The sequence below is a fragment of the Embleya australiensis genome, from assembly GCF_051903075.1.
Taxonomy (GTDB): Bacteria; Actinomycetota; Actinomycetes; order Streptomycetales; family Streptomycetaceae; genus Embleya.
On sequence record NZ_CP182422.1, the window covers coordinates 6712505 to 6729328 of the forward strand.

At 72.3% G+C, this 16824-nt stretch carries 13 protein-coding genes; 7 read left to right on the plus strand and 6 right to left on the minus strand.

The genetic code is table 11. The features are described from left to right. Nucleotides 1–17: 17 nt before the first annotated feature. From ACMXN5_RS28955 to ACMXN5_RS28965, 3 genes are all read right to left on the minus strand, one after another. Nucleotides 18–461: a CBS domain-containing protein gene (locus ACMXN5_RS28955; protein ID WP_439677704.1), complete on the minus strand. Its 444-nt coding sequence runs from the start codon at nucleotides 459–461 to the stop codon at nucleotides 18–20. A 505-nt stretch (nucleotides 462–966) separates the two neighbouring features. Continuing rightward, the gene (locus tag ACMXN5_RS28960) at nucleotides 967–2745 is read right to left on the minus strand and encodes an LCP family protein (protein WP_439677705.1); all 1779 of its coding nucleotides are present in this window, start codon (nucleotides 2743–2745) and stop codon (nucleotides 967–969) included. Between the two features lie 459 nt (nucleotides 2746–3204). Continuing rightward, nucleotides 3205–3891, minus strand: a complete 687-nt coding sequence (locus ACMXN5_RS28965; protein ID WP_439677706.1) for a TetR/AcrR family transcriptional regulator — start codon at nucleotides 3889–3891, stop codon at nucleotides 3205–3207. 121 nt (nucleotides 3892–4012) lie between these two features. On the opposite strand from ACMXN5_RS28965, the gene ACMXN5_RS28970 reads away from it, so the two are divergent. The 3 genes from ACMXN5_RS28970 (at nucleotide 4013) to ACMXN5_RS28980 (ending at nucleotide 6626) form a co-directional block, all read left to right on the plus strand. Next, nucleotides 4013–4279, plus strand: coding sequence for a hypothetical protein (locus ACMXN5_RS28970; protein ID WP_439677707.1), 267 nt, complete (start codon nucleotides 4013–4015; stop codon nucleotides 4277–4279). Next, nucleotides 4276–5739 (plus strand): MFS transporter, encoded by a 1464-nt coding sequence (locus tag ACMXN5_RS28975; protein WP_439677708.1) that lies wholly within the window; start codon nucleotides 4276–4278, stop codon nucleotides 5737–5739. The genes ACMXN5_RS28970 and ACMXN5_RS28975 overlap by 4 nt, the downstream gene beginning before the upstream one ends. Nucleotides 5740–5942: 203 nt before the next feature. Further along, entirely contained in the window at nucleotides 5943–6626 is a 684-nt protein-coding gene (locus ACMXN5_RS28980) for a L,D-transpeptidase family protein (RefSeq protein ID WP_395790507.1), read from the plus strand. A 52-nt stretch (nucleotides 6627–6678) separates the two neighbouring features. Here the strand turns inward: ACMXN5_RS28980 and ACMXN5_RS28985 are convergent, their stop codons facing one another. After that, nucleotides 6679–7527, minus strand: coding sequence for a helix-turn-helix domain-containing protein (locus tag ACMXN5_RS28985; protein WP_439677709.1), 849 nt, complete (start codon nucleotides 7525–7527; stop codon nucleotides 6679–6681). Between the two features lie 979 nt (nucleotides 7528–8506). On the opposite strand from ACMXN5_RS28985, the gene ACMXN5_RS28990 reads away from it, so the two are divergent. The 3 genes from ACMXN5_RS28990 (at nucleotide 8507) to ACMXN5_RS29000 (ending at nucleotide 10676) form a co-directional block, all read left to right on the plus strand. After that, complete coding sequence (locus tag ACMXN5_RS28990; RefSeq protein ID WP_439677710.1) at nucleotides 8507–9049, plus strand: hypothetical protein; 543 nt, start codon at nucleotides 8507–8509, stop codon at nucleotides 9047–9049. Nucleotides 9050–9205: 156 nt separating this feature from the next. Next, on the plus strand, nucleotides 9206–10051 hold the full coding sequence (locus ACMXN5_RS28995) for a DUF4097 family beta strand repeat-containing protein (protein WP_439677711.1): 846 nt from the start codon (nucleotides 9206–9208) through the stop codon (nucleotides 10049–10051). Nucleotides 10052–10451: 400 nt separating this feature from the next. Next, the gene (locus tag ACMXN5_RS29000) at nucleotides 10452–10676 is read left to right on the plus strand and encodes a hypothetical protein (RefSeq protein ID WP_078974137.1); all 225 of its coding nucleotides are present in this window, start codon (nucleotides 10452–10454) and stop codon (nucleotides 10674–10676) included. A 32-nt stretch (nucleotides 10677–10708) separates the two neighbouring features. Here ACMXN5_RS29000 and ACMXN5_RS29005 read toward each other — a convergent pair whose 3' ends face one another. Both ACMXN5_RS29005 and ACMXN5_RS29010 read right to left on the minus strand, forming a co-directional pair. Beyond that, nucleotides 10709–12595: a helix-turn-helix domain-containing protein gene (locus ACMXN5_RS29005; protein WP_439677712.1), complete on the minus strand. Its 1887-nt coding sequence runs from the start codon at nucleotides 12593–12595 to the stop codon at nucleotides 10709–10711. Between the two features lie 277 nt (nucleotides 12596–12872). Further along, complete coding sequence (locus ACMXN5_RS29010; protein WP_439677713.1) at nucleotides 12873–14000, minus strand: uroporphyrinogen-III synthase; 1128 nt, start codon at nucleotides 13998–14000, stop codon at nucleotides 12873–12875. A gap of 279 nt (nucleotides 14001–14279) precedes the next feature. Here ACMXN5_RS29010 and nirB point away from each other — a divergent pair, with 279 nt between their 5' ends. Further along, a complete protein-coding gene (gene nirB, locus ACMXN5_RS29015; RefSeq protein ID WP_439678109.1) occupies nucleotides 14280–16790 on the plus strand; it encodes a nitrite reductase large subunit NirB in 2511 nt (836 codons plus the stop codon). Nucleotides 16791–16824: the final 34 nt, after the last annotated feature.

Below are 16824 nucleotides of genomic sequence, written 5' to 3' on the forward strand. Positions count from 1 at the left end.
CGTCGGATGCCTGGGGGTTACGCCGCCGCGCCGATCGAGCGGTCGGTGTCGGCGAGCACGGCGCGCAGGGACTCGGGAGTCAGTACGCCGACGGCTCGGCCCTCCGGGTCCGTCACCGCCCATACCCGCAGGCCGCGGGCGCGCATCGTGGCCAGCGCCTCGGCGGCGGGTGTCGTGGGCCGGGCGAAGGGGCCGCGTTCGTGCGTGATGTTCCGGATCGGCGTACGTGCGGTGTACCAGGAACGGGTCTGGTACGGCGCGAGTTGCGCGCGGCGCACGATGCCCAGGCAGCGGCCGTCCTCGGCGTGCAGGATCGCGTGGTCGGCGTCGGCGGCGTGTACGAGGTCGATTGCCTTGTCGACCATCGTGTTCGCGTAGATCCGCACCACGGCAGGTCGCATGGCGTGGGCGACGGTGGGCATGCCGGGGGCGGTGTGGGGATGGTGGGGGCGGTTGATCATCGGGTATGCACCTGGTTTCGAGTCGTCCGGTGGGACCGGAGTCGGGCGGCGGGGCACCCGGGCCCGTGTCGTCGCACGGCCGCGCGAAGGCGCGCGGGGCCGAAGAGGCGGCGAGGTCACGGGACTCGATGCGGGCGGCCGGGCCCGCGCCGGGTGATGGCGCTGTGCGCTGGTCGGCGGACGCAAGGCGGGCTGCACGGACAGTCGGTGCACTCGCCTTCGGACCCGCCGGCACGGCCGGCGTCGTCGCCCACCGAGGACGGCGTCGACAAGGAAGCCGACGTACTGAATGTCTTCGGTGGAACCACCTTACCGTCATTTCGACGGGAGGCCGACATGGCGTCGGTACAAAACATCCCGAACCGGCTTTATGTGCAGCCGTGTTCGGGATGGCGAACGAAGAAACGGCGCGATCGGGCCGGTGCGTCGGGGCCGGGCGCGACCATACGACGAACGGGCCGGCGGCGATTCGCCACCGGCCCGTCGGGTCACCGGGGTCGCCGGATCACCAGGTGTAGATCGGCTTTCCGTTGCGGTCCTTGGCGTCGGTGTAGACCTTCATGCACGCACCCTCGTCGGCACCGTTCAACGCGGCCGAATCCTTGGGGAGTTCGCCCGCCGGCGGAGGCGGCGGGGCGGACGGAGGCGCGGAGGTCGTGCTGCCCTTGCCGCCCTTGAAGGTCGCCTCCGAACCCCAGTCGGTGCCGATCTGGACCGTGATGTGCGTCGCGTTCGGCTGCGCGGACAGGGCGCTCGCCGGCAGGCCGAGCGAGTCCGCGACGGCCTGGGCCTGGTCCTTGGCGTCGGCCGGGTGGATCACCGTACTGGTCTGCCGCTTGAGCGGGGTCGAGTCCCGGACTGCCTTGGTGAAGCCCTGGGCGATCAGCCGGTCGGTGACCAGGCCCGGCAGGCTCGTCCTGGTCGTGCCGTTGACCACCGTGACCTGGACCGCGGCCTTGTCCAGGGTCGGGGCGGGCGGCGCATCGGGCGTGGCCGGCGGGTTGGTCTCGCTACCGGGCGGCGGCCCGTTCTTGTCGAAGGCCACATCGGAACGCACCATCTTGAACAGGGTTTCCGCGGACGCGGCCGGGATCAGGTGCTCGTTCGGCGCCTGCGGGTCCGGCGTGTGCGGCATCGTCGTCATGGTGATCCGGTTGGTGTTCACCTTGTTCAGCGTGTTCGCGAGCGAGGTCAGCTTGGGGATCCCGTTGAGGCCGTCGTCCACGGTCAGCGCCTTGGAGGCCGCGTCGGCGACCTTGAACAGCTTGATCGGGTTGGTGATCGTGCTGTTGGACTTGAGCGTGCGCACCATCGAGTTGAGGTACATGTGCTGCGCGTGGGTGCGGCCGACGTCGCCGCCGTCCTCGAAGGCGTGCCGGGTGCGCAGCCACTTCAGTGCGTCCTCGCCCTGGATGTTGTGCTTGCCGGCGGTCAACTTCAGGTGCGAGCCGTACTCGTGCCGCACGCCGTTGACGTACTCGATCTGCTCGTCCTGGATGTTGGACTGCACGCAGACCTCGACCCCGCCGACCGCGTCGGCCATCGAGACCACGCCCGAGAAGGTGACCATCATGAAGTGGTCGATGTGGATCTTGGTGAGCGACTGCCAGGTCCCGACCACGCAGCCGGGTCCGCCGCGGCCCAGCGACTCGTTGATCGTGGTGTTGATCGGGTTGAACCGCTGCTTGGTCTTCGGGTCGGTGCAGGTCGGGACCTGCACCCGGGTGTCGCGCGGGATGCTGATCACCGACGCGTTGCTCCGGTCCGCGGACACGTGCAGCAACATCTGTACGTCGGCGCGCGGCGGTCCGCCGTCGCACGCGCCGCCGAGTTTGCAGTCGTTCGGGTTGTCCCGGCCGTCCGAGCCGATCATCAGGATGTTCATCGGGGTGCGCCCGAACGCGTCCGGGGCCTCCTTGGGCACGTCCACATCGCTGATGTTGAGCTTGCTGTGTTTTATGTTGCCGTTCAGCTTCTGATAGATCACGAAGCCGGTGATCCCGATCGCGACCAGCGCCAACGACAAGACGATCGCGGTGATCTTGAGCTTGCGGAAGCGGCGCGGCTTGCCGTGGCCGGTGGACTTGGCCTTGCGTCCGGAGCGGGCGCGGGAGCGGCCCCGGCCGTCGGCGCGCCGGGGGCGCGGTACGCCCGCACCGGTGTCGTCGGCTCCGGCCGTCCCGGGGTCGCCCTCGACCGCGGAACCGGTGGGCACGACCGGGTCGGGGGACGCGGACTCGGGAGTACGCCGGCGGCGCCCGCCGTGCTCCGGAACGGAATTCAAACCAACCCCCGAGAGTGCTGTCGTCGGACCGGCGTCGCGTTGCCGCAGACTGGCTCGACACCGTATCGGGCGGCCGGAACGGACCGTACATGTACCGGTCGCGGATCATTGTGCGCCGGTGGCCTTCGGGAAGACGGACGATCCCGGGCGCGGGACGGTTGCAGCGCGGATTGTCCCGGATGCCGGGGAGGGGTCGGCCCGGGCGCCGGTTGCGCGGGGCCGGAAAGACGAGGGACGGCGCCGCCCTCGGGGGGAGGGGGCGACGCCGTCGTCTTCGGGTCGGTGAACGGGATCACCTCTCGGCGGGTGGCACACCGCGATTCCAGCCGAACGGTAACTCGCGGCGGCAATGATTGGGCCCGGGGACACCCGCTCACCGACTGCTCCGTACAACGAGCGAGCCGCCGGGGTCATTCCCGGCGATTTCGGTGCGTATTCGGCGGGGTTGGAAGACACGCCCTATGCGGCGCCGGGGTCGAGTCGGCGGGCGTCCGATCCGGCCGAGGGCTGCTCCAGGCCGGCGAGCAGCAGGTCCAGGCCCGCCCGGAACTCGTCGGACGGTGAGCTCTCGGCCGCCGCGCCGGCGATCTCGATCAGGTACGGGAAACGGTCGGCGGGCAGCGCTCGGGCCCGGTCGGTGATGGCCCGCACGTCCTCGTCGGGCGCGATGGAGAGCGGACCGGCGAGTTCGGCTTGGGCGAAGCCGGTGACGAAGCCGGTCACGGTGCGGAAGGCGTACAGCAGTTCGACGCCTCGGCGACCGCTGCGGGCCAGGGCGCGCAGCAGGGCCTCGCCGTGTACGAGGGTCGCCTCGTCGGTGATCCGGCGGGTGAGGATCAGCGGGATCACGTCCGGGTGGGCGCGGACGGCGCGCCAGTTCGCCTCGGCCAGCCGGCGGACCTCAGCCTGCCAGTCGTCCGCCTCGGCGCCGGGTTCGGTCGCGGGGAGCGCGTCCGCCAGGACGGCCTCGACGAGCAGTCCCTCCAGGCCCTCGCGCCCGTCCACGTAGTTGTAGATGGTCATCGCCCCGGTGCCGAGTGCCGCCGCGAGGCTGCGCATGGTCAGCGCGGCCAGGCCGTGCGTGTCGACCAGGGTCAGGGCCGCGGTCCGCAGTTGTTCGCGGCTGAACTTTCGGGGCGCGGGCATGCTGCTCCTCCTTGACGTACGTACGGCGTACGTGTTCGACTGAGGCTGTTCACGTACAGAGTACGTCAATGCGCTGCCGGTGTGTTTCCCGGCGCGCTTTTCCCTGGGGCAAGGAGTTTCGATGACGTATGTCGACCTGTTCGAATCCGCGGTGCGATTGGTCGAAGTCGGTGGCCGGATCGAGGTCGGGGAGCGCCGGATGACCGGGGACGCGGCAGGCCGGCAGGTGGCCGTCTTCCGCGTGGAGACCGATGCCGACCTGCATGCCGATCTGCGGGGGCGGTGGCACCGACTGGAGGCGGACGGGCCCGCCGAGGTGATGTCCATCGGGGTGCGTGCCGGCACGTGCCTGGAGCCGCGCGCCGACGGGGTCGGGGTGCGGGGATGACCGGGGCGAGGGGTGGGACGGCGACCGGGGCGACCGGGACGATCGCGGCTTCGGGTGGGGCGGGGCGGGGGCAGCCGAGTACCCGGTTGTTGCTGCTGGTCGTGTTGACCGTGCAGTTCACCGTCGCGTTGGACATGTCGGTGGTCAATGTGGCGCTGCCGGACATCCGTGACGACCTGGGCTTCGGCGTAGACGGGCTGCCGTGGGTGGTCAACGCGTATGCGCTGAGCTTCGGCGGGTTGTTGATGCTCGGCGGGCGCGTTGGTGACCTGGTGGGTCGGCGGCGCACGCTGATCGGCGGCCTGACCGTGTTCGGCCTGGCCGGGCTGGCGGGCGGCTTCGCCTCCTCGCCCGCGGCGCTGATCGCGGCCCGTGCGGTACAGGGGGTCGGCGCCGCGGCGCTGGCGCCGGTGGCGTTCGCGCTGATCACGGTGACCTTCCCGGCCGGGCCGGCCCGTTCCCGGGCGCTCGGCCTGTGGGGTGCGACGGCGGCGGCCGGGGGTGCGTGCGGGGTGCTGATCGGCGGACTGCTGACCGAGTCGGCGGGGTGGCAGGCGGTGATGTTGATCAACGTGCCGATCGTGGCTTTCGCGCTGCTCGCCGCCCGGCGACTGCCCGGCGACCGGCCCACGCGGGGCGCCGGCGGCGGGCTCGATCCGGCGGGGGCGCTGCTGGTCACCGCCGGGGCGACCACACTGGTCCTGGGTGTGGTGCGGGCCGAACGGCAGGGCTGGGGCTCGGCGGTCACGATCGCTACGCTCACGGCCGCGGTGGTGTTGCTTGTTGCCTTCGTCCTGGTCGAACTACGGGTCCCCACACCGCTGTTGCGGATGGGACTGTTGAGGCGTCGGCCGGTGGTGGGTGCGAACCTGTTCATGATGTTGTTGTTCTCCGGGCAGTTCGCCGCGTTCTACTTCACCTCGCTGTATCTCCAGCAGGTGCTCGGCTACGGTCCGGCCGCCGCCGGGGTGGCGTTCCTGCCCTTCTCGCTCGGGGTGTTGATCGGTTCGGTGCTGGCCACCAAGGTGGTGGCCCGAGTCGGCCTCGGGCGGTTGCTCGCGCTGGGCGGGGTGCTGGTGGGGGTCGGCTTCGGGTGGTTCGGTCTGGCCTTCGACGCGGACGGTACGTTCCTGCGCTCGATCCTGGGGCCGTCGCTGGTGGCGAGCATCGGCGCGGGCCTGTGCTTCGTACCGCTGGGTACCGCCGCCACCTCCGGCGTGGCCGCGCACGAGGCGGGCATGGCGGGCGGGTTGATCAACAGCTCGCGCCAGATCGGTGGTTCGATCGGGCTGGCCGCGCTGGTCACCCTGGCCGCTTCGGTGACCGGACCCGACGAGGGCGCGTCGAAGCGGGAACTCGCCCACGGCTACGCGGTATCGCTCGGTGCGGCGGGTGGATTGTTGCTGGTCGCCGCGGTGGTCGCGGTGCTGCTGGTGCCGACGAAGTCGACGGTGACGTAGGAGAGTTCGGGCGTCACGCCGGGGTCGTCGAGGTGCGTGGTCCTGCCGGGTCGTGGTGAAAAGACCTGTTGGTGGGTGTGCGGCACCGTCGGGCGCGGGCAGGATTGACGGAGTGTGGCAGGTCGCGTACCTGCCGGTGACCGGGACGTCCGCGGGTCGAACGGCGGTGCGGGCGGGCGGAGTCGACTGCGAAGGGGGCGGCGATGGGTGTGCTCGGGCGGGTGTGTCGGCGGGTGGGGACGGTGGTGGTCGCGGCCGGGGTCGTGATGCCGCTGGGGGTGGTGGTCGCGGCGCCGACGAGTGCGGCGCCTACGGCGTGTACCTCGCGGACCGGGCCGTATCAGCGGCAGGTGGAGGCGGCGCTCGGACTGCCCGTGGACGGGTGGGAGTCCGCGGCCGACTGCCGGGCCATCCGGACGTACCAGGCCGACAACGGCATTCGCCCGGCGGCCGGTTACGCCGGTCCGGTCACCTACACGGCGCTCAAGCGGCGGTCCGCCGGCGGGGAGGGCGGGTGTCCGACCGATGTCGGGAGGATCGCGTGTGTGGACCTCGGCCGGCAGGTCAGCTGGATCCAGGACGGCGCGAAGCGGGTGTACGGGCCGGTGCAGATCCGTTCGGGGCGGGCCGACTTCGCCACCCGCACCGGGCTGCACAAGGTCTACTACCGGGCGCTGAACCACTGGTCGACGCTCTACGACGTGGCGATGCCGTACAGCCAGTTCTTCGACGGCGGCATCGCCTTCCACGCGATCGACGGCTCGGTCACCTCGCCGCCCGGCTCGCACGGCTGCGTCAACATGCGGCCGGCGGACGCGAAGGCCTACTGGGACCTGCTGCACACCGGTGACGAGGTGTATGTGTACGGCCGCAAGTCCGGTACCTGATCGCTGCGTTGCGCCTTCCCCGAGTGCCTGGCGGGGAAGGCGGTGGCGGTGGTCAGACCGCGCGCAGCGCGCCCGGGTGGCGGCCGGTGAGGTGGTCGAGGGCGGCGGAGGTGGGTTCGTCGCAGGGGAGGTAGACGACCAGCGTCTGGTCGACGTCGGCGAGATCCAGGATCTCGCGCTCCAGGCGCAGTTCGCCCGCCTCCGGGTGGGCCAGCCGCTCCACGCCGACCCGGCGCGGCGGGGTGGCCGGCGCGGCCAGTCGGCGGCTGAACACGGTGCCGGCGGTGATCGCGAGGCCGTCCAGGAAGTCCTGGACGTAGGGATCGGCGAACGAGGCGGCCGTGCGCAGGATCGCGGCGTGTTCGTCGGCTATCCGCTCCCAGTCGGGGTAGGCCGCGCGGGCCCGGGGATCGGTGAACACGTAGCGCACCAGGTTGGGTTGGTCCGGGTCGAGGATGCCGAGGGGGCGGGCCAGCCGCTCGTAGCCGTTGGTGAACGCCAGGACGTCGCCGAGCCGGTCGACCAGCAGCGCGGGGGCCGGTTCGAGCCGGTCGAGCAGAGCGCGAACGGTGGGCCGGATCGTGCGTGTGGGCGGCTCGACCGCCGCGTACGAGAACGCGTTGCCGCCGGCGGCCCGGGCGAGCAGGCGCACGTGGACCCGCTCCTCCGAGGTCAACCGCAGCGCGTCGGCGAGCGCGGCCAGTACCTGGCCGGAGGGGCGTCGGTCGCGCCCCTGCTCCAACCGCGTCAGGTATTCCACGCTGACCCCCGCCAGGCCCGCCAACTCGGACCGCCGCAACCCCGGGTCACGGCGCCGGGGCCCGTCGGGCAGCCCGACTTCGGCAGGCGTGACCGCCGCGCGACGGTCACGGAGGAAGCCACCAAGCTCGTTCTCACTCACGGCCCGAAGTCTAAGGCGCGCCGACACCGGGGCGGTTGCCGCTTGTTGCCGATGGCGCGCGGGGGTGGGGCCGGCGCGCGCGGTGGGTTGCGTGGGGCGGCGGAGAGGCATGGGGTGAGCGGGGCGGGGCGCCGGGGGTGTGAGGTCGAGTGGGGTGCTGCAAGCGGGAGTTGCCGGCGACCGGGACGGGCCGGAGCTGCGGTGGGTCGGTCGGGGGCGTCGGGCAAGGCGGGTGGGGCCGTGGGGCGGCCCGGTTGCGCGGGGCTGCGTGCCTCGGACGGGGCCGCGTGAAACGACGGGTTCGCACGAAGTCGTGGGCGGCGTCGGGGCGGTGGTGGGCGTGTGACGGGGCGCCTCGGCGCGGTTGGCCGGTCGGTGGTGGCGGTACTCGGCGAGGAGCTGCCTGGTAGCCGTTTTCTGGCGGGGCTGCCTGCTGAGCCGGGCGGGGCGTCGGCGCGCCAGAGTTGTGGAGGCGCTGCGTTGGTGCGGTTCTGTTCGGGCTTGATCGCCGCCTCGGTGTCGTCGTCGGCGACCCGGAGGGAGTTGGCGGTGTTACGGCTTGTCCGGTCCCCGGCGGCGGGCGATTTCGTGGCCGACGTGCCGACGTGCCGACGTGCCGACGTGTGCGTGCGAGGTGTCGGCGGTGTCGTGGGTCGATGCGGGACGGGCGTTCAGGTTGTCGGGCCGGTTCTGCCCGTGCGTTGCCCGTCGGTTCGGCTCCCGGGCGTGTCGACTCGGCTCGGTGGCGTTCGCCCGGTGTTCGGCGGGGTGGTCAGGGTGCCGAGGTGGCGGGTGAGTGGGAAAGGGGCCGGGGTGGCGCGTTGGGGTCGTGGCGTCGGCTGTGGCGGAGCGAAGGGGGGTGCGGGCGGCGATACCGCCGAGCCTTTGGGGTGGCGTCTGGGGAGCTTTGATGTCACGTGACGTCAAGTTGTGGCGTGGCCTGCTTGCCATGACGTCATTATGGCGTCATGATGACGTCATGGACCTCACGCCGTATGTCGACAAGCTCTGCCGTGAACTGGCGGTTGCCGCCGAGGCGAACGGTGCGGAGGCGCGGGCGCTTGCCGAGCGGTTGATCGGGCCGCTCGAATCGGCGACCAGGCTCGCGCTGCTGAGTGCGCTGTCCGCCGCCGCCGACGAGATCAGCCGCGACCTGGCGCCGGGGTCGGTCGACATGCGATTGCGGGGGCTCGACCCGGACTTCGTGGTGTCGCCGGCGGTCGCGCGCTCGTTCGAGGAGGCCGGCGGAGGAGCCTTCGACGACGAGCCGGACGAGGCCCCCGAGCCGCCGCCGGTCGCGTCCGCGCCAGGGCCCGAGGAGGGCGGTACGGCGCGGATCACACTGCGGCTCGCCGAGCACATCAAGCCTCGGATCGAACAGGCCGCCGGTCGGGCGGGCCTGTCCGTCAACGCCTGGCTGGCCCGTACGGTGACCGCCGCGCTCGACCCCGCCGAGGAGCGCGGACGCGAACGACGCGGTACGTCGCGCAGCAGGCAGCGGTACACGGGCTGGGTGCGCTGACCCGATGCGCGGCCGGCGCCCCGGGACGCGCCGGCAGGTGGCGCCCGACGGCGGCTGCCGCGAGACGCGCGCCGCACGCGTCCTGCGGGCGGCGTGTGCGCGCAACCGAGTACGCCCCTACGGAGTACGACCTTCAACTCCCCAGGACGGGATGTCATGCCTACTTTCGATACTCCCAAGCCGATCTTCGCCACCGTCGACCTGGTCGTCGGCAGCCTTCGGGTCAGCGCGAGCGACCGCGTCGACACGGTCGTCGAGGTACGCCCCACCGACCCGTCGCACACCGCGTCCGTGCAGGCCGCCGAGCAGACCTCGGTCACCTGCTCCTCGGGGCGCCTGTCGGTGCGCGTGCCCAGGAACAAGAGCCGTTCGTTCTTCGGGCGCAGTGCCTCGGTGGACGTGACGATCGAGTTGCCGACCGGCTCCCGGATCGAGGGCCAGGCGGCCGCCGCGGACATCCACGTCGAGGGGCGGGTCGGCGAGACCCGGCTCTCGGTCGCCTCGGGGAACATCCGACTGGATCGCACCGGCGCACTGCGGCTGAACTCCACCTCCGGTGACGTCTCGGTGGCGCATTCGGTGGGCCACACCGACATCAGCGCGGCGACGGGCGAGATCCGGGTCGGCAAGATCGACGGCACGGCGGTGGTCCGCAACACCGCCGGCGGCATCTCGCTCGGCGCGGTCAGCGGCGACCTGCGCCTGAACAGCACACTCGGCGACATCACCGTGGACCGGGCGCTGACCACCGTCGGCGCCAAGACCGTGTCCGGCAGCGTCCGGATCGGCGAGGTGGTGCACGGCGCGATCCGGCTGGAGACCGCGTCCGGCGAGCTGGAGGTGGGGATCCGCGAGGGCACCGCCGCCTGGCTCGACCTGAACTCCATGGCCGGCAAGGTGCACACCTCGTTGGACTCGGTCGACGGCCCGGCGCCGACCGACGACACGGTCGAGGTGCGTGCCCGCACGCTTTCGGGCGACATCGTGATTCGTCGGTCCTGACGTCCGAAGCGCGCAGCGGAGAGGACAGCTCATGTGGGCCGCACCCGAAGTGTCCGGCGGCGTCTGGCCGTTGCCGCATCCGGTGCCGATTCCGTTGCTGTGTGCGGTACTGATCCTCGCGGCCCTGGCGCCGTTGGAGCGGTGGCGTCGGCAGCGGGAGATCGCGCAGCGTCGCGCCGATCGACTCGCCGGTCGGGAGGTTGCGCCGGTGGGTGCCCGATCTGCCGTGCCATGTGGCGCCATGCGGTCGGATGCGCGATCGGGCGCTCGATCCCATACTCGGTCCGGTGCTCGATCTGCGACACGCGTGATCGGGCAAATGTCGGAATCAATGACAATTACGACGGAACATGGGGGCGAATCGCGGCGAACGGCCGCGACGAACCCGCAGGGAGTACTCATGCCCGTGACCGCCGACCTCGACAAGCTGCTCGACAAGGCATACGAGAACAAGACGCTCAGCGAGGTCCTGGCCGCGCCGGTCGCGGGACTGGCCGGGATCACCGACGCGCACGCCGAGCACCTGGCGTCGTTGAAGATCACCACCATCGGCGACCTGGGCCGCAACAAGTACTTCCGCTGGGCCGCGTCGCTCGCCGACCTCCAGGACAGCGGCGCCAAGTAGCCGAGCCGTCGGCGCCGTTGCTCGGCCCGGGGTCAGCCGGCCGGGTCGGTTTCCAGGGCCAGGAGCAGGTCCACCCGATCCCGGGCGGAGAACAGGTCACGGCCCGTCAGATCCCTTACCCGGCCCATGCGTTGGTGCAGTGCGCTGACGTGTACGCCGAGCGCCCCGGCGCAGCGCTGCCAGGCGCCGTTGGCGGCCAGGAACGCGGCCAGGGTGTCGATCAGGTCGGTGCCGTGTTCCGCGTCGTACGCCCGCAGCCCGCCCAGCACCCGCTCCGCGAACGCGGCGCGCACGGGTGAGGGGACCGTGGTGAGCAGTGCCGGGTAGGCGTCGATCTCGGGGCCTTCGGCCACGGTGAGCCGGCCGGGGCGCGTCCATGCGAGGTCCCGCGCGCCCCTGGCCTCGGCCAATGCCGTCCCCCACGTGGGTGACGTCCCGGCAATGCCGATCGCCAGGCGCTCGGCCCCGAGGAGGGGCTCCCACCAGTCGGCCGCCCGCTCCAGCGCGCGAGCGACGCGCGTCGCGCCGCCGGGGCCGGTTCCGGCCGAGGCGAACACGACCACCTCGGCCTTGCCGACGGCCACCACCCACCGCGCGGTCGGCTCCTCGTCCAGTGCGTGCTCGATCAGGTCGATGACCAGGCGTGCGGTTGCGGCGTCGGCGCCGTGGCCTGCGGCCGAGCAGACGATCGGCGCCGCGTCGGGCGGGAGGCCGGCCGCACTCAGGCGGGCCCGAATCGTGTCCGGGGCCGCATCCGACTCGACGAGGTCGACCAACTCCCACGCGTGGGCCGCCTCCACGGCCGCCCGCTCGGCGCGCCGCGCATCGCCGAGCACGAACAGGTCGGCCACACGCGCCAGGGCCTCGTCGGTACGGCGATCCCCACCGCAAACCAGATACCCGACCGGCCCGGCCCCGCGCCCCACGGCAAACACGGTGTCCCCACCCACCAGAACCGGCACCCCACCACCACCCCGGGCCATAACCTGAGCCACCTCCCGGCACCCAGACCTCCCGAGAGAACGGCCCCCCGGCGAGCCCTCCCCGAGCGCCGCCCCCTCCGACCGGGCAACCGCGCCGGAGCGACCCGCCACGCGGACCCCCACCGCCGCACCGGCCCCGACCGCTCCCACGACGTCGCGCGAACCCGTCGTTTCGGGCGGCGCGATCGAGGCGCGCCCCCCTGCGCCGTCGGGCGGTCCCGCGATCCCGCCCGCCTCGCCCGATGCCCCTCGAGGCAATCGCTCCAACGGCGTCACCTCGGCCGACCCACCCGCCCTCGGCCCTTCGCTCGGCCGGACCGCCCCATTCGCCCCGACGTCCCTGCCCGACCCCGCCCCGCCGGCGTCGGCCGACCCGTTCCACCCCGTCGCCGTCGTGCCCTCCGGCGTTGGGGTTGCGGTGGCCAAGAGGCGGCCCGCAGGGGTGATTACGTGGCAGGGGGTGGCGAGTTCGGTGGACAGTATTGTGAGCAAGGCCTGGGTGTCGGCGCCGTTGGTCAGGGCTGTGAGCAGGCGGGTTTGGCGGCTGGGGGAGTGTTCGGTGGTGGGGTCGGACTCTCGGGCCATGCGGTGGGCGACCACCTCGGCGATGCGGACCGCCGGGATCGAGTGCGGCGCCAGGAACAGCGGCAGGCCGGCCCGAACACAGGCCTCGACCAGGGGATACGGCACATCGTCGGGACCGGGCTCGGCCACCGGCGGCCGGGGCGAGAGCACCAGGGCCGCCGCGCCGTTCGTGGCGAGGGCGCGGACGAGGTGTGCGGACTCGGCGGGGGACGCGGGCACTTCGCCGGCCACCACGAGTTCGCCGCCGGCCAGACCCCGGCCCGGGGCGGTGGGATCGTACGCCGACACGCGCCGCACCTCGCGGCCGAGCCGCCCCGTACCCGCCAGCAGGGCCAGTCGCAGCTCGGGCATGCCCAACAAATCCTCGACCCGCACCGCCGTGCCCCCAAGCCCGTCGCCGTCCATATCGTTCGAATGATCGTATGAACACGCGGCGCTCCGGATAGGGGCCTTCCACCCTTCGGCCGGATCCGGCCGATGCCGACAGCCGGCTCGGCCGCCACGGCAGGCGGCTCTCGGGCCGATCGTCGCCGGGCCGTCCGAGGGAATACAACGTGGCGTCGACGACCGCGCCCGCTCCCGGCGATGGCCGAAAAACGCCCCCACGGCGCGCCGGCCCCGCCGCCCATCACACCGGCACGGCCAACCGATATCCCCGCTTCGTCACCGTCTTGACCAGCCCCTTGTGCGGCCCCAGGGCGCTCCGCAGCCGGGCCACCGCGGCCTCGACCGCGTGTTCGTCCGCACTCGCGCCCTGCCAGACGCGGCGCAGCAGTTCGGCGCGGCTGAGCACCCATCCCGGCTTTTCCGCCAGCGCGCGCAACACCGCTGCCGGCACCGGAGACAGTGCGATCACCCCGCCCCGGACCAGCACCGCGTTGCCCTGCAGCACCAGCCGGTCCGTCCCGGTGTCCAGTTCGCGCCGCACCCGCGCCGGCAGCGTCTCGGTGACCGTGCGCACCATCGACCCCAGCCGCCCGCGCTCCGGCCACAACGCCGGCACACCCTCCTCCGACAGCGGCTTCGCGCAGATCGCGCCGATGCACACCGGCAACACGTCGGCGCGCAGCGCGGCCAGCACCTGCTCGCGCCGACCCGACTCGGCCGCCGCGGCCAAAAACGCGTCGATCGCCGGCGCGCTGGTGAACGTCATCGCGTGCACCTCGCCCCGGACCACCTGCTCGACCAGGCGCCGCACGGCCGCCGGATCCTCCGGCGGCCCCCACCGATACACCGGCAACTCGATCACCTCGGCGCCGCGCTCGCGCAGCGCCGCCGCGAAACCCTCCAGCGGCGCGCCGTGTTCCTGCACCGCGATCCGCCGCCCGCGCAGATCGCGCGCCAACAACCAGTGCAGCAACTCGTCGTTGGCCTCCGAACCCGGCGAATACATCTCGCGCAGCCCCGACGCACGCACCGCGCCGGTGGCCTTGGGCCCACGGCTGATCACCGTCGCCGCCGCGCACACCCGCCGCACCTCGCCGGAACGCCCCCACCCCTCCGCCGCGTTCATCCACCCGCGCCAACCGACCCCGGTGGTGGCTACCACGTAGTCCAGCGGCTCGACCAGGCAGCGCTCGGTCGCCCGGCGCAACTCCTTGTCCTCCCGCAGCGGCACGATGCTCATCGTCGGCGTGCCCACGACCTTCGCGCCCCGGCGCTCCAGGAGCGCGACGAGTTCGTCGCGCCGCCGGGCCGCCGTGACCCCGACCGTGAGCCCGACGAGGGGTTCGGTCGCACCTGTACGAGTAACCATGTCGTGAGATTGACGGACCGGTGTTACGGACGTATTGCCGGGCGATCACCCCGGGGTAAGGCCGCGTGCCCGAATGGCACCCGATCGTGTCGGGCTTCTCACCGTCGCCGGCGCCCCGGGTGAGCCGGCCGTACCGCTCGCGCAACATCGGGGACCAGGACCCGTAACAGCGGCTCGGGACGCTTCGGTGAGCAGCAGTCGCCCGCCCCGTTCCCGCCTCGAAGGAGTCCATTCGTGACCGACGCCCAACAGACGCACGTGGTCCTGGTCGGCCACGGCATGGTCGGTCAGCGCTTCCTCGAAGCGCTGACCGAGGCCGAGCCGCGACCGCCGGGGCTGCGCATCACGGTGTTGGCCGAGGAGCCCCGGCGCGCCTACGACCGGGTGCACCTGACGTCGTGGTTCTCCGGCACCACGGCCGAGGAGTTGTCCCTGTGCGGCGACGGGTTCGCCGCCGAGCACGGGATCGACATCCGGCTCGGCGACCCGGTCGAGACGATCGACCGCGACGCCCGCACGGTGACCACCAGGGCCGGCCACACCGTCGGCTACGACACGCTCGTCCTGGCCACCGGCTCCTACCCGTTCGTACCGCCCGTGCCCGGACACGACACCCCCGGCTGCTTCGTCTACCGCACGATCGAGGACCTGGAGGCGATCAAGGCCGCCGCCGAGCAGGCCCGGATCGGCGTGGTGGTCGGCGGCGGGCTGCTCGGCCTGGAGGCCGCCGGGGCGCTGACCGCGATGGGCCTGGACACCCACGTGGTCGAGTTCGCGCCACGCCTGATGGCGTTGCAGATCGACGACGGCGGTGGCCGGGTGTTGCGCCGCAAGATCCAGGACCTGGGCGTGACGGTACACACCGGCGCCGGCACCCAGGCGATCGTGGACCGGGCGGGTCGGGTCGCCGGCATGGTGCTCTCCGACGGCACCGAACTGGCCACCGACCTGGTGGTCTTCTCCGCCGGGGTACGCCCCCGCGACCAACTCGCCCGCGCGACCGGACTGGCGGTCGGCGAACGCGGCGGGATCGTGGTGGACGAGTACTGCCGCACCGACGACCCGCACGTGCTGGCCATTGGGGAATGCGCGCTGGCCGTCGACGGGCGGGTGTACGGCCTGGTCGCGCCCGGCTATGCGATGGCCGAGGTGGCCGCCCGACAACTCGTCGCCGGCCCGCCCGACCCGGACCGCACCTTCACCGGCGCCGACCTGTCCACCAGCCTCAAACTGCTCGGCGTGGACGTGGCCGGCTTCGGCGACGCGCACGGAGTCGCCGAGGACTGTGTGGAGGTGCTGTACTCGGACCCGCTCGCCGGCGTGTACAAGAAGCTGGTGATCGGCGCCGACGGCCGGCTGCTCGGCGGCGTCCTGGTCGGCGACGCCGACGCGTACGCCCAATTGCGCCCGCTCACCGGCAGCCCGCTCCCCGTCCCGCCCGAACAGCTGGTGCTGCCCGCCGCCGCCGGCCCGCGCGTGCGACTCGCGCTGCCCGACACGGCCGTGGTCTGCTCCTGCCACGGCGTCGCCAAGGGCACCATCCGGGCCGCGGTCACCGAGCACGACGTGGTCGACGTACCCGGCGTCAAGCGGTGCACCAAGGCCGGTACCGGCTGCGGCGGTTGTGTGAAGGTGATCGGCAGCATCGTCACGGAGGAACTGGCCGCGGCGGGCATCGAGACCCGGCGCGGGTTGTGCGAGCACTTCGCCCGGCACACCCGGGCCGAGCTGTACGAGATCGTCCGGGTCAAGGGGATCGGCAGCTTCGCCCGGCTGATCGACGAACACGGCAGCGCCGAGGGCCCCGACGCGGACGGCTGCGAGATCTGCAAACCCGCCGTCGGCTCGATTCTGGCGAGCCTGTCCGGCGGACACATCCTGGACGGCGAACAGGCCGCGCTCCAGGACACCAACGACCACTTCCTGGCCAACCTCCAGCGCAACGGCTCCTATTCGGTGGTGCCGCGCATCCCCGGCGGCGAGGTCACCCCCGAAGGGCTGATCACGATCGGTGAGATCGCCCGGGACTTCGGCCTCTACACCAAGATCACCGGCGGTCAGCGCATCGACATGTTCGGCGCCACCGTCGACCAGCTCCCGAGCATCTGGCAGCGCCTGGTGGCGGCCGGATTCGAGTCGGGCCACGCGTACGGCAAGGCGCTGCGCACGGTGAAGTCGTGTGTGGGGCAGACCTGGTGCCGCTACGGCGTGCAGGACTCGGTGGCGCTCGCGATCGAGTTGGAACTGCGCTACCGGGGCCTGCGCTCGCCGCACAAGCTCAAGTCCGCGGTGAGCGGCTGCACCCGGGAGTGCGCTGAGGCGCAGAGCAAGGACTTCGGGGTGATCGCCACCGCCGAGGGCTGGAACCTGTACGTCGGCGGCAACGGCGGCACCACCCCGCGCCACGCCGAACTGCTCGCGAGCGACCTCGATCACGACACGCTGATCCGCACCATCGACCGCTTCCTGATGTTCTACATCCGCACCGCCGACCGGCTGGAGCGCACCGCGTCGTGGCTGACCCGGATCGAGGGCGGCCTCGACCACGTCCGCGCGGTGGTCATGGACGACGCACTGGGGATCTGCGCCGACCTGGACGAGTTGATGGCCCGGCACGTGGAGACCTACGAGGACGAATGGGCCGCGACGCTGGCCGACCCGGAACGGGTGCGCCGCTTCGTGTCGTTCGCCAACGCGCCGGGCGTGCCGGACCCGACCGTGCGGTTCACCGCGGAGCGCGAGCAGATCAAGCCGGTGTTGTTCGAGAGGTTGGAGGTGCGCGGGCGATGAGCGGCCGAGCGGGAGCGGGGCGGATCCGTGGCGT